This is a genomic window from Kribbella sp. NPDC050281 (genome assembly GCF_040655855.1).
Lineage (GTDB): Bacteria > Actinomycetota > Actinomycetes > Propionibacteriales > Kribbellaceae > Kribbella.
In genome coordinates, this window is sequence record NZ_JBFAKS010000017.1 from 1 (window position 1) to 12,709 (window position 12,709).

Below are 12,709 nucleotides of genomic sequence, written 5' to 3' on the forward strand. Positions count from 1 at the left end.
CAGCAACTCCTCCCGAAGCTCGTCCAACGGACCAAGACCTCCTCGTAACCGGGCGACCCGCCAGAGGATAGAGACTTGGTGCAGTTAACTCGGATGGTCAACGCCCGCGCGGAGACCGTCCACGAGAAGCCGGCGTACCGCCGCGCCTTCAAGTCTCAGCGGGTGGTGTGCTGCCGTTGGCGGCCGCGGCGACCAACACCGAGACCGGCCGACAATGGTCCTAAGTCGGTGGCCTGGATGGTCGCGTTCATCCTCTACAGACCCGTCGCCGCGATCGTGTACGCGACGGCATTCCAGCTGACCCGCAAAGGCTCTGCCACTGCGGTTCCAGGGCACTCGCGCCGGCGTCGGGCGACCAACTGATCAAGATCGGCACCGGGTGGGTGATGTGCCTGCTCGCAGTGTTGGCGCTGATGCGGTTCACCACCCCGGCGGTCGCCGCCTTGGACGGTGGCAGCGGCGGCGCCGTCGCCACGCTGGGCGGCGCGCTCGGCATGGGCGCCAGGGCAGCGATGGGCCGCTCGGCCGGCAGGAGTTCGAGCAGCGGCGAAGGAGGCCAAGCTGACTCGCCGGGCGATGTCACGAACCTCCGTACTGTCCTCGACTGGGCAGCTGTTCAACGCATGTTGGGAACGAAAGAGCGCCTGACAAGAGGGACATCGCTGTTCCGTCACAGTTCCGTGGGACGTCGGCAAGCGGTGGCAATCACCGGCAAGTGTCGAGAGGCAATGTCGCAGGTCAGGGCAGGATTGGGAGCGGGTGCTCACAAGATCAAGTGGGCGCGGAACAGATCTACACCATCTGCGGGACCGATCTGGAGTCGATCTCGGACGGGGCGGGTGCTTCTCGCGATGGTTTGAGGTCAGGCGCGGGTAGGGGTGAGGGGTGTTGCGAAATGTTGGTTACTGTGCGTAGCTCGTGCGTTGAGTCGGCATGGAGGAGTCGCGGGTAGAAGACGCGAGTGTAGAGCCGGATGGTCGGCGTGAGGCGTACGCGAGTGTGCAGGTGCCGAAGAGGCCGCCGGTGCTTTATCCACAGGCTGCTCGTGTGCTCCGGCGGATTGTTGTAGGACTGGCGCAGAAGAGGTGCGAGACGGACGGCGCCTCCAAGTCAGAGGAGCAGGCGTCTTGAGCGACGACGGACGTGATGAGTGGGCGACCCTGGATGAGCTGCTGGGTATGGAGGCGTTGGCCGACAAACCGGTGGGTGGCGAGGGGATCGGGCGGCTTGCGTTCTATGGGCGGTGCTCGACAGAGGACAACCAGGATCCGAGGACGTCGAAGGCGTGGCAGGTGGGGGAGGCCACGCGGTTCGTGGAGCCGCTGGGCGGGGTGATCGTCGAGGAGTTCTTCGACATCGGGCAGTCGCGGTCGTTGCCGTGGGAGCGGCGGGATGAGGCGAGCCGGGTGCTGCGAGCGTTGAAGGATCCCGCTCGTGGGTGGGATGGCCTTGTGGTTGGGGAGGCTACTCGTTGCTGGTTCAGCAATCAGTTCAGTCTGACGTGGCCGAAGTTCGATCGGTATGGCGTGTCCCTGTGGATACCGAGTCTGGGTGGCCGGTTTGACCCGGAGAACACGGTGCACGACATGGCGATGACGATCACGGGTGGGTTGTCGAAATCCGAGCGGCAGCATGTGCAAAAGCGGGTTCGCGCAGCGATGGCTGCCCAAGTTCTGATCGATGGCCGCTACCAGGGCGGTCGGCCGCCGTATGGGTATCAGGTCGTCGATGGTGGACCGCATCCTCATCCGCGCAAGGCGCAGGAGGGTCATCGTTTGCGCGTGCTGGTGATCGACGAGTTCGCCGCCGCGGTCGTCCAGCGGATCTTCGATCTGTATCTGGATGGATGGGGCAGGAAGGCGATCGCCGAGCTGCTCAACCGGGAAGGTGTACCGTGCCCGTCGGCTCACGCTCCTCGGCAGAATCGTCACCGGTTGATGGACGGATGGCAGCACTCCACGGTGGCAGCCGTGCTCGAGAATCCGCGGTACACGGGGTATGCGATTTACGGCCGCTGGCAGAAGGTCGACGAGCTACTGGATCCCGACGACGTGGCTGCTGGCTACGTGGTGAGATTCCGTCGATCGCCGCAGGCCAAGATTGTGCGGTCGCCGCATCCGGCCATCGTGCCGGTTGAGACCTTCACCGCCGCCGAACTCGAGAGGCGGAAGCGGAGATCAGGCGGACGATCCCGCTGGTCGGGTGTCGAGCGTCGAAGAGTATCGAAGAAGCGCGTCTACATGTTTCGTAGCCGCATCAAGTGCGGGATCTGCCGTCGGAAGATGGAAGGCGCAGCGAGGCGTGAAGACACGATCTACTACCGCTGCAACGCCCGTACCCTCGTGCCGGGCACAGGGACTGCGCTCGCTCATCCGCTGCAGATCTACCTTCGCGAGGATCTGATCACCCCGGCGGTGAATCGCTGGATCGGGTCGCTGTTCGATCCGGTTCATCGTCATCAGACTGTGACGACGCTCCTGGAAGCCGATGACTCGGCCGACCGACAGTTGGAGCGCGTGCAGCAGCTGCGAGAACGAGTAGCAGCGGCGGAGGCGGCAATGGAGAGACTGCGGCGAGCGCTCGATGCAGGCTGGGATCCGGACGAGTTGCGCGAGCAGTACAACGCGGCAGCTTCGGAGAAGCGATCTGCGGAGGCGATGCTTTCGGCGGCCTCGGGCGAACATGGGATCAGCCACGAGGAGCTTGAGTCCTACATCGACCAGCTCGGCGATGTTGCAACAGCACTCGATCGGGCGGATCCGGAACAACTGGGATCGCTCTACGCCTCGCTCAGATTGGCTTTGACGTACCACCACGCCGAACAGACCGTTGACATTGAGATCGATCCGCTGGCCGACCGTGTGGATAAGTACCGTGTCCGAGGGGGGACTTGAACCCCCACGCCCTGTGAAGGGCACTAGCACCTCAAGCTAGCGCGTCTGCCTATTCCGCCACCCGGACGAGTGGTCGCACCGGGGTCGGTGCTGACCGGAGAACAGTAGCAAAGACCACGGGTGGAATTCACATCGAGGCTGGTGGGGGTGTTGGAGGGGGTTGGGGGAGGCGTAGTTTGAAATTCAAGGAGCGGGTCGTGGGTGGGAGGTGTACGGGCGTGAGCGGCTGGAACGGGATGGTGTTCGAGGGCAAGGAGACGTTGCTCGGGGTGGTGCGGGCGGAGGCCGGGCGGTTCTTCGAGATGGTGGACAGCGACGACGTCTGGGAGGCGCCGACCGGGGCCGGTCACTGGCAGGTGCGGGACGTGGTGGCGCATATAGCGGACACCACTGAGGCGTACTTCGTGGCGTTCGATGCCGCCCGGGCGCACGAGGAGATGCCGGCGGCGTACGGGCTGCCGGGGATGGCTGAGCGGGTGGACAAGCAGGCGCTGGCGCTGCGGTCGGTGCCGCGGGCCGAGTTGGTCGAGCGGTTGCACGTGGACTTCGACAAGATGATGGAGATCTTCGACGCGCTCGGGCCGGAGGAGTGGGGCGGGTTCAACGTGCCGCACTTCTACATGGGGCCGCTGCCGTCGTTCTTCTTCCCCGCGTTTCAGTTGATGGACTACGGCGTCCACTCCTGGGACATCCGGCAGGGGACCGGCCGGGCGCACGGGCTCTCGGGTGACGCCGCGGATCTGCTGGTGCCGTTCATGTTCGTGCTGTGGAAGTACACCACCGGCGCCAAGGATCCGTGCGAGCTCGGCATCCGGATCACCAGCGGCCCGAACGCCGGCGACACGCGCGTGAAGGTCGGCCCGGATGGCATGGACTACGAGCCCGGGAACGTCGACGGCCTGACCACCGTGATCGAGTTCGACCCAGGCAGCTTCGTGCTGACCGCGTTCGGCCGGAGCAACGCCGGTACGATCCGGGGCGATCGTGCGGTCGCCGACCGCTATCTCAACCTGTTCTTCCGGATCTGAGGGGGACCCGTATGACCGATATCGACCTGCCCGCGATCGAGGCCGAGCGCGACCGGATCAGGACGGCGTACCTGAAGGAGGGTGGAACGAGTTCGGCCCGGGGGCTGCACCACGTCGCGATCCTCTGCGCCGACGTCGAGCGCACCATCCGGTTCTACCAGGGAGTGCTGGAGTTCCCGCTCACGGAGATCGTCGGGAACCGGGACTATGAGGGCTCGAACCACTTCTTCTTCGACATCGGGAACGGGAACCTGCTCGCGTTCTTCGACTTCCCCGGCCTCGACCTCGGCCCGTACGCCGAAGTCCTCGGCGGTCTGCACCACCTGGCGATCTCGGTCGAGCCGGGCAAGTGGGAGCGGCTCAAGCACAACCTGGACACGGCGGGCGTGGAGTACCTGGAGGAGAGCGGTACGTCGATCTACTTCCGCGACCCCGACGGCGCGCGGATCGAGCTGATCGCGGACCCGCTGGGGGAGATGTACGGCCTCAAAGTGCTCTGACCGGAGGCGTGGGAGAGGATGGGCCCATGACTTCTCCGACCCCCAGCGACCGTCCGTCGTACACCCCTGACGCCGAGGTGGTGGAGCTCTGCAGTGAGCTGATCCGCATCGACACCACGAACTACGGCAACGGCAAGAGCAACGGCGAGCGGGTCGCGGCCGAGTACGTCGCGGCCAAGCTGGACGAGGTCGGGATCGAGTCCACGATCTACGAGGCGGAGCCGGGCCGGGCCACGGTGGTGGCGCACTGGGAGGGTGAGGACCAGTCGGCCGATCCGCTGCTCGTGCACGGCCACCTGGACGTCGTACCGGCCGATCCGAAGGACTGGAAGGTCGACCCGTTCGCCGGTGAGATCTTCGACGGCTGCGTCTGGGGCCGCGGCGCGGTCGACATGAAGGACTTCGACGCGATGGTGCTGTCCGTGGTCCGGGCCCGGCAGCGGGCCGGCGTGAAGCCGCGGCGTCCGGTCCGGCTGGTCTTCACCGCCGACGAGGAGGCCGGCGGCGTGTACGGCGCGCAGTGGCTGATCAACAACCACCCGGACACGATCGCGGACTGCACCGAGGCCATCGGCGAGGTCGGTGGCTTCTCGGTCACGGTGAAGGACGACCTGCGGCTGTACCTGATCGAGACCGCCGAGAAGGGCATGAACTGGATGCGGCTCAAGGCCCGTGGTACGGCGGGTCACGGGTCGATGGTGAACAACGACAACGCGGTCACCAACCTGGTCGAGGCCGTCACCCGGATCGGCAACCACGAGTGGCCGCTGCGGGTGACGCCGACCGTGCGGGAGTTCCTGAAGACGCTCGAGGACGTGCTCGGGATCGAGCTCGACCCCGACGACATGACCTCGACGCTGGCGAAGCTCGGCACGTTCAGCCGGATGTTCGGCGCGACCATCCGCAACACCACGAACCCGACGATGCTGAACGCGGGCTACAAGGTGAACGTGATCCCGGGCGACGCCGAGGCACACATCGACGGGCGTTTCCTGCCGGGCTACGAGGACGAGTTCTACGCGACGCTCGACGAGCTGATCGGCGACAAGGTGCAGCGCGAGACTGTGGTCACGGACATCGCCCTGGAGACGGAGTTCAGCGGCGGTCTGGTCGAGGCGATGAAGGCGTGCGTCACGGCCGAGGACCCGCAGAGCCGGTTCGCCCCGCTGCTGATGTCGGGCGGTACCGACGCGAAGTCGTGGAGCCGCCTGGGCGTGCGCTGCTTCGGGTTCGTGCCGCTGCAGCTGCCGCCGGAGCTGGACTTCATGGGCATGTTCCACGGCATCGACGAGCGGGTTCCGACCTCGTCTCTAGAGTTCGGCTCTAGGGTGCTGGACCGCTTTCTCGACGAGGCCTGAGGTCAAGAGGTACTGGCCGACGGCGTACGTCGACATGCACAGCGCGCCGCGGCCGGGGAAGTCGCGCCCGGCCAGCCGGAGAGCGATCAGCGCGTCCGAGATCAGGAAGAACGCGCCGCCCAGGCCGCTGCGTGGGTTGTGCCAGCGGGACGCGATGGCGGTTGCTGTGAGCAACAAGGCGTACGCCGCGACCGGGACGCGCTGGTTGCCCAGACTCGGGGCGAGCACGGCGACGACAGCGGCCCAGAGGGCTGCGTACGCCGCGACGACGCGCACGGACCGTTGTCCGGGATTGGCGAGGAAGACCGCCAGGTAGCAGGCGTGGGCCGCGGCGAACGCGGCCATGCCGGCCAGCTGGAGGTCGGTCTCGAGCAGCAGGTCCCCGGCCGCGGACGCCAGCAGCGCCGCCTGCAGCAGCGGGGGAGCGTCCTGACTCCGGGACCACGACCACAGCAGCGGCATCAGTGACGCCTTGCTCGCCTGCTTGAGGATCTTGACGTCGAAGGCAACGGCCGCCACCTGCACGACCGTCGTACCCCAGAACGCCGTCAACAGCCGTCGCCCGCGCGCCAACCGCCCCAGGTTCATGCCCCCGAGTCTGCCGCACTCCAAGCCTTTCGCGGCCGGAGTTCACGACAAGTTCAACGTGGCTCGGAGATGGCGGAGGTGACGGACGAGGGGCTTGGGCGGGGTTGGGGTCGTGACCAGCGAGAGTGTGAGGCGGTAGCGGAAGGGTGCGGCAGTGAGGTGTTCGCCGGGGCGGAGCTCGGTGGCCAAGGCGCTGCGGGGGACGAGGGCGAGTTGGGAGCGGCGGCGAGCCATCGCGACGGTGGTGTTGAGGGTGACGCCGCGGCGGGGGAGCGCGCCGAGCGCGACCAGACGGGCGTGGATGTCCTCAGCGCCCCGGTCGTAGGTGGAGTACGCGATCTGGCGGTCCTTCAGCGGATGCTTTCCCCGGCCCGGCGGGCGGGCGCCGGGTGGGACGAACAGGACGAGTTCGTCGCGGCCGACGCGGCGGGCGACGGCGCCGCGGGGGAGCGTCATCTGGTCGGCGATCGCGATGAAGGCAGCGTCCATGGTGCCCTCGGCAACACGTTCGACCAGGAAATGGCCGTGGTCGACCTGCTGCTCGATGTCCAGGTCCGGCAGGTCGGCGTCCAGGATCGGGAACAGGATGGCCGCGATGCTGGCGAAGGTTCCGACCACCAGCCGCTGACCGGTCGCGGCCGCTCGGGTGGCGTCGTACACCTCCTCGAGGTGGCCGAGGATGTGGTCGGCCCGGCGGCTGAGCTCGGCGCCGGCCGAGGTCGGCCGGGCGCCGCGGGTGTCGCGCTCGAACAGTTTGGTACCGCACATGCGTTCCAGCCGGGCCAGTCGCTGGGACGCGGACGGTTGGGAGATGCGCAGTTCACGCGCGGCGGTGCCGACCGCGCCGGTGCGCACGATCGTCTGCACCAGCTGGAGATCCTCGACCGATGGCAATGAGGCCATAGGTTCAGCCTATGGCAAACACCAAGCATCGGACACCTACCGAGGGCAGCTGATACGTCAAAGAATCAAGGACATGAGAGCGCGGACCGAGGCGCTGGCGTTACTGGCCGGCGGGGGAGTGGCGGACCTCGCGCTCCGGTTCACGCAGGTCGCGTTGCCGCTGGTCATCCTGCACGAGACCGGCTCGGTCGCCGCGACCGGCCTGGTCGGCGGTGCCGCCGGCGTACCAGTGCTGCTCTCGCCATGGTGGGCCCGCAGAGCCCGCCAATGGGTCGACTCCGGCACCCGGCTGGCGGTCATCGCGATTGTTCAGGCCGTCGCCTTGGCAATGGTGCCCGCAGTTGCGGCTCTCGACCTGCTCACCCCCGGGATCCTGATCGTCAGCGGCCTGCTGCTCGGTTGCGGTGAGGCGCTCGCCGGGCCGGGCCGGTCGGCGCTCCTTGCCGACACCGGAGACCGCTGGGCCAAGGACAGAGCCGTCGTACTCCTCACCTGGCAGGACGGCCTCCGCAGGATCGGTATGACCATCGGCCCGGCGATCGCAGCATTCGCGGTGTCCGCCGGCGTGACCAACGGCCTCCTGTGGACCGAAGCGGTGGCGGTGCTCGGGTCAGGACTCCTGGCCTGCACGGTGAAAGCCGAGCGCACCCCCGCGACCAGCGAGCCACCCTCGATCCGCGCCAGCCTCACAGGTCGCCGCGACGTGCTCTACGGATGGATCACCCGCGGAACCGGCTGCGTGACGTGGTTCGCGTTCACCCTCGGCCTGTCGGTCATCGGTGCCGAGAGGGACCGGCCGGGCCTCTATCTGGCCGCCGGGATGACCGGGTACGGCGTCGGCTCCGTCATCGGCACCGCAATCTCGCTCGCCGTCGTACGTCGTATCCCGCCGGTGCGGCTCGCGGCCTTCGCGTGGATCTGGATGGGCGGGTGCTGGATCGGTATGGGCCTGTGGAGCACCCCACCGGTGATCGCGGTGCTCGGGGCGCTGGCGGGTGTCGCCGTCGTACTGGGGATCGCGGCGATCTCGATCCTCATCACCCGGTCGTCGACGGGCGCCGAGCGCAGAACGCTGTTGTCCGGCCAGACGGTCGTGGTGAACGCGGGGAGCTCTGCCGGCCTGCTGATCGGCGGGCCGATCATCGCGGTCGCCGGAGCCGAGAGCACGCTCGTCGGTGCCGGACTGCTGACGGCAATTGTCGCGACAGCCGTCCTGGTTCGCTGTCAGACTGCCGAGCATGTCGGAGATCGTGATCACCACCCTCGCCGCGCGGCCTGACTACCTCGAGCGGATGTACGAGTTCGCCGACGCGTGGCCGGCGTTCATGCACAACGACCCGATCGGCAACGCCTTCATGGGTCAGGTGCCGCGCCACTTCCCGGACCAGTGCGTCGTCGCCACCGAGGACGGTGAACTGATCGCGCACGGCCGGAGCATCCCGTTCGTGTTCCCGGACGAGCACCGCACCGAACTGCCGACCGGTGGCTGGGACCGGGTCCTGCACTGGGGCTTCACGGACCTGCGCAACGGGCGCGAGCCGAACGTGTCGAGCGCCCTGGAGATCCTGATCCGGCCCACGCACCTCGGCCGCGGTCTGTCGCACGAGATGCTCCAGGCCATGCGCGCCGCGGTGAAGGCCAAGGGCCACACCGCCCTGTTCGCACCGGTCCGTCCGAATGGGAAGGCCGACGCCCAGCTACCGATGACGGAGTACATCAAGCAGGTCAGGGAGGACGGTCTCCCGATGGATCCATGGCTGCGCGTGCATGTGAAGGCCGGTGGGACGATCGTGCAGGTCGCGCCACGGTCGATGGTCATCGCAGGCAGCCTGGCCGAGTGGCGCGAGTGGACCGGCCTGCCGTTCGACACCACCGGGGACGTCATCGTGCCGAAGGCGCTCGTGCCGGTGCATGTCGACGTCGAGCACGATCACGCGGTGTACGTCGAGCCCAACGTCTGGATCCGCCACGACCTCTGAGCCTCAGCGAGCAAGCCGATGCAGCAGTGAGGAAGCCGCGCAGATGCCGGCGAGAGCAGCCACGATGAGTACGCCGAAGTCCAGCCAATAGTTGGTGGGCTGCCCGATCAGCAACCCGCGCAGCGCACTGACCTCGTACGTGAGCGGATTGGCATGGCTGAGGACCTGCAGCCAGCCGGGCATGATCGCGATCGGGTACAGCGCGCTGGAAGCGAAGAACAGCGGCATCGTGATCGCCTGCCCGATCCCCATCAGCCGATCGCGCCGCAGTACCAGGCCCGCGATGGTCATCGACAGGCACGAGAAGAACGCCGCACCGAGGACAACCACCACGAGAACCGCCAGCAGCTTCAGCGGATTCCAGGTCATACTGACGCCGAGCAGAGCGGCGACGATGATGACGACGATCGCCTGGGAGATCGTTCGTACGCCGGCCGCGAACGCCTTCCCCGCCACCAGCGCGGACCGCGGGCTGGGCGTGACGAGGAGCTTGGTGAGGATGCCGGCGTCGCGTTCCCAGATGATCTGGATGCCGTAGAAGATCGCGACGAACAAGGCGGACTGCGCGATGATGCCCGGCGCGAGATAGTCCAGGTACGGCACGTCTCCGGTCGGGATCGCGCGGATCCGGCTGAAGGTCTGGCCGAAGATGACCAGCCACAGGATCGGCTGGATCGCCCGGGTGATCAGCTCGGTCCGGTCGTGCTTCAGCTTCTGCAACTCGACCAGGCAGAACGTGGCGATCCGGGAGAACAACCGGGTCGTCGCCCGGAGCCGGGTCTCAGCCCATGCGCTGGGCGGTGCGGCGGGTGCCACGGACATCGCGCAGACCTCCCTTCTCGCCGGCGGCGAGGCTCTCGCCGGTGTGGTGACGGAAGACGTCTTCGAGGCTGGCGTCGGGTCCCAGCTCGGTCTTGAGATCGGCCGGACTCCCGACAGCGCGCAGCCGGCCGAGGTGCATCAGGGCGACCCGGTCACACAGGATGTCGGCCTCCTCCATGTAGTGCGTGGTCAGCAGCACGGTCATCCCGTACTTCTCCTGCATGTCCTGAACGCGCGCCCAGACGGAATCCCGCGCGACCGGGTCGAGACCGACCGTCGGCTCGTCCAGCACCAGCAGGGCCGGCCGGTTGACCAGCGCCTGCGCCAGCTCCAGACGGCGCACCATTCCGCCGGAGTACGTCGAGGCCAGCCGGTCAGCGGCGTCGGTCAGGTCAACGATCTCCAGCACCTCGGCGACCCGACCGGCCCGTTCCCGGCGCGGTACGTCGAACAGGCGCGCGAACCAGGCCACGTTCTCCCGGCCGGTCAACGCTCCCTCGATCGACAGCTGCTGCGGGACGTAGCCGAGCATCCGTCGTACGGCCATCGCCTGGGACCGCACGTCCAGCCCGAAGACCCGGACCGTGCCGGACTGCGGCGGGTAGAGGGTGTTGAGCACCCGGAGCGTGGTCGTCTTGCCGGCACCGTTCGGACCGAGCAGACCGAAGCACTCGCCCGGCGACACGGTCAGGTCCAGGTCCTCGACGGCGAGATGGTCGCCGAACCGGTGACTCAACCCGTCGATCCGCACGGCCGGCACCGGCTCGATCGCCTCTTCCGCACTCATACGCGCTCCTTGCTCTGCTCGATCGAGGGATGCAGTCGCTCCGCCAGTACGCCGAGGACCGGTAGTGCCGCCCGCAGTGCCTCACGTTCGTCCCGCTCGAGGCCGTCGAGGGCTTGAGTGACGAGCGCGGTACGGCGGTCGCGCCAGGCCTCGACCTGCTCGCGGGCCGGCTCGGTCAACGTGAGCCGGGCGACGCGGCGGTCGGACTCGTCCGGTGCCCGCCGCAGCAGCCCACGCTCGGTGAGCTGTCCGACCAGGGTCGACACCGTGTTCGCGACCAGCCCCAGCTCGGCGGCGGCCTCGGCGACCGAGATCCCGGGGTTGCGGCGCACCGTCCGCACCAGCTCGGCCTGTGAACTGGTCAGTGCCGACAGCGGCGAGGGTCTCCCGGCCGATCGGCGCAGGTGCCGGCGGACCAGCCCGATCGCGGCCAGCAACTCCTCCGCGAGGACGTCGGTGGTGTTCACGCGTCCACAATACCTCTGTCGCAGAGATATTTCCGCGACACGAACCACGAATCCCATCGGGTGACGGAGGTGTTGTTGCGGGGGTATTCCACGCGGCAGATCGTCGAGCGGGTTGTGCCTGTCACCACACGCCGTGCAGGAACAGGTGCGGCCGGCGTACGACAAGGTCGGCGCCGCGAGCTGGTGACCGCGTTGCTCAGAGGGTCCGCATCACGCGGATGATGCGGCGGCGGAGCCAGACTCGGCGAGTGCCGTCCGGATAGCGACGAAGTCGGGCCAGTTCCCAGCCGCCGTACTCGGCGTGCTCGGTCAGCAACCGGCGCACCGCGCCGCGCGACTCCGTCCTGGACAACTCGAACTGCTGCAGTTCGTATTCGGCCATCCGCACCTCCACCTGCCCAACGACATCTACCTCACGACACATCCTCCAGCGCCGCCACGATGGCCGGCGGAAGAGTGAGTTCCTCCACACCGAGCACGGACTTCAGTTGCATCGCCGTCCGGGCCCCGACGATCGCCGCCGACACCCCCGGCCGGTCCCGCACCCAGGTGAGTGCCACCTCGAGCGGGGTCCAGCCGAGCCCGTCGGCGGCTCGCGCGACCGCTTCCACGATGCCCGAACCGCGGCCGTCGAGGTAGGGGTCGACGAATCTGGACAGATGCTGAGACGCCGCCCGGGAGTCCGCCGGGATGCCCGTGCGGTACTTTCCAGTCAACACACCGCGCCCAAGGGGCGACCACGCGAGTACGCCGATGCCCAACCCGCCGGCCGCCCGGATCGCGTCCGCCTCGGCATCCCGAGCGAGCAACGAGTACTCCACCTGGTTGGACACCGGGACCGCGCGCCCTGGCCACGCCTGCTGCCAGGTCACCGCCCTGGCCGACTTCCAGCCGGCGTAGTTCGAGACGCCGACATACCGCACCTTGCCCGAGTTCACCGCGTGGTCGAGCGCCGACAGCGTCTCCTCCAGCGGTACGTCGTCGGACCAGGTGTGCAGCTGCCACAGGTCGATGTGGTCGACGTTCAGCCGCCGCAGCGAGCCCTCCAGGTCGCGCAGCAGGGCGCCCCGGGACGTGTCGGTGATCCGCTCACCCCGGCGGACGCTGAACCCGGCCTTGGTCGCGATGACCAGGTCGTCCCGCTCCACCACGTCTCCCAGCAGCGAGCCGATCAGTCGCTCGCTGTCGCCGTCGCCGTACGCCGCAGCAGTGTCGATCAGCGTGCCACCGGCGGCCACGAACGCGGCCAGCTGCTCGCGCGCCTCGTGCTCATCGGTGTCGCGGCCCCAGGACATGGTGCCCAGGCCGAGCCGGCTCACCGCCAGGCCACTGTGACCGAGATAGCGCTGCTGCATGTGCCGAGCCTATTGCGGAGGACCGACA

General features: G+C 67.9%; 13 protein-coding genes and 1 tRNA gene. 6 read left to right on the forward strand and 8 right to left on the reverse strand.

The genetic code is table 11. From position 1 onward, the window contains the following. Positions 1 to 1,127: 1,127 nt before the first annotated feature. Positions 1,128 to 2,894, forward strand: coding sequence for a recombinase family protein (locus AB0I34_RS19675; protein ID WP_360446804.1), 1,767 nt, complete (start codon positions 1,128 to 1,130; stop codon positions 2,892 to 2,894). Here AB0I34_RS19675 and AB0I34_RS19680 read toward each other — a convergent pair. Beyond that, positions 2,876 to 2,961: transfer RNA gene (locus tag AB0I34_RS19680), tRNA-Leu, on the reverse strand. The genes AB0I34_RS19675 and AB0I34_RS19680 overlap by 19 nt on opposite strands. A gap of 151 nt (positions 2,962 to 3,112) precedes the next feature. On the opposite strand from AB0I34_RS19680, the gene AB0I34_RS19685 reads away from it, so the two are divergent. Genes AB0I34_RS19685 through AB0I34_RS19695 form a run of 3 tightly spaced genes read left to right on the forward strand, consistent with a single transcriptional unit; the run spans position 3,113 to position 5,780 of the window. Next, positions 3,113 to 3,922 (forward strand): maleylpyruvate isomerase family mycothiol-dependent enzyme, encoded by an 810-nt coding sequence (locus AB0I34_RS19685; RefSeq protein WP_360446806.1) that lies wholly within the window; start codon positions 3,113 to 3,115, stop codon positions 3,920 to 3,922. Positions 3,923 to 3,933: 11 nt separating this feature from the next. Further along, a complete protein-coding gene (locus AB0I34_RS19690) occupies positions 3,934 to 4,422 on the forward strand; it encodes a VOC family protein (protein WP_360446808.1) in 489 nt (162 codons plus the stop codon). A gap of 26 nt (positions 4,423 to 4,448) precedes the next feature. After that, a complete protein-coding gene (locus AB0I34_RS19695) occupies positions 4,449 to 5,780 on the forward strand; it encodes a M20/M25/M40 family metallo-hydrolase (RefSeq protein WP_360446810.1) in 1,332 nt (443 codons plus the stop codon). Here the strand turns inward: AB0I34_RS19695 and AB0I34_RS19700 are convergent. Both AB0I34_RS19700 and AB0I34_RS19705 read right to left on the reverse strand, forming a co-directional pair. Continuing rightward, positions 5,733 to 6,368: a lysoplasmalogenase family protein gene (locus AB0I34_RS19700; protein WP_360446812.1), complete on the reverse strand. Its 636-nt coding sequence runs from the start codon at positions 6,366 to 6,368 to the stop codon at positions 5,733 to 5,735. The two genes, AB0I34_RS19695 and AB0I34_RS19700, sit on opposite strands and share 48 nt — an antisense overlap. A 42-nt stretch (positions 6,369 to 6,410) precedes the next feature. Beyond that, positions 6,411 to 7,271 (reverse strand): LysR family transcriptional regulator, encoded by an 861-nt coding sequence (locus tag AB0I34_RS19705; protein WP_360446814.1) that lies wholly within the window; start codon positions 7,269 to 7,271, stop codon positions 6,411 to 6,413. Between the two features lie 73 nt (positions 7,272 to 7,344). Between AB0I34_RS19705 and AB0I34_RS19710 the strand changes: the two genes are divergently transcribed. Beyond that, positions 7,345 to 8,550: an MFS transporter gene (locus AB0I34_RS19710; protein ID WP_360446816.1), complete on the forward strand. Its 1,206-nt coding sequence runs from the start codon at positions 7,345 to 7,347 to the stop codon at positions 8,548 to 8,550. Next, entirely contained in the window at positions 8,510 to 9,250 is a 741-nt protein-coding gene (locus AB0I34_RS19715; protein ID WP_360446818.1) for an N-acetyltransferase, read from the forward strand. The genes AB0I34_RS19710 and AB0I34_RS19715 overlap by 41 nt, the downstream gene beginning before the upstream one ends. A 3-nt stretch (positions 9,251 to 9,253) precedes the next feature. Here the strand turns inward: AB0I34_RS19715 and AB0I34_RS19720 are convergent, their stop codons facing one another. From AB0I34_RS19720 to AB0I34_RS19740, 5 genes are all read right to left on the reverse strand, one after another. Then, positions 9,254 to 10,072 carry an ABC transporter permease gene (locus tag AB0I34_RS19720; RefSeq protein WP_360446820.1) on the reverse strand — a complete coding sequence of 273 codons (819 nt, stop codon included), beginning with the start codon at positions 10,070 to 10,072 and terminating at the stop codon, positions 9,254 to 9,256. After that, a complete protein-coding gene (locus AB0I34_RS19725; RefSeq protein ID WP_360446822.1) occupies positions 10,032 to 10,859 on the reverse strand; it encodes an ATP-binding cassette domain-containing protein in 828 nt (275 codons plus the stop codon). Before AB0I34_RS19725 ends, AB0I34_RS19720 begins: the two co-directional genes overlap by 41 nt. Next, positions 10,856 to 11,326: a MarR family transcriptional regulator gene (locus tag AB0I34_RS19730; protein ID WP_360446824.1), complete on the reverse strand. Its 471-nt coding sequence runs from the start codon at positions 11,324 to 11,326 to the stop codon at positions 10,856 to 10,858. Before AB0I34_RS19730 ends, AB0I34_RS19725 begins: the two co-directional genes overlap by 4 nt. 196 nt (positions 11,327 to 11,522) lie before the next feature. Further along, positions 11,523 to 11,708 (reverse strand): DUF5703 family protein, encoded by a 186-nt coding sequence (locus tag AB0I34_RS19735; protein WP_131356698.1) that lies wholly within the window; start codon positions 11,706 to 11,708, stop codon positions 11,523 to 11,525. Positions 11,709 to 11,739: 31 nt separating this feature from the next. Beyond that, on the reverse strand, positions 11,740 to 12,681 hold the full coding sequence (locus AB0I34_RS19740) for an aldo/keto reductase (protein WP_360446827.1): 942 nt from the start codon (positions 12,679 to 12,681) through the stop codon (positions 11,740 to 11,742). Positions 12,682 to 12,709 lie beyond the last annotated feature (28 nt).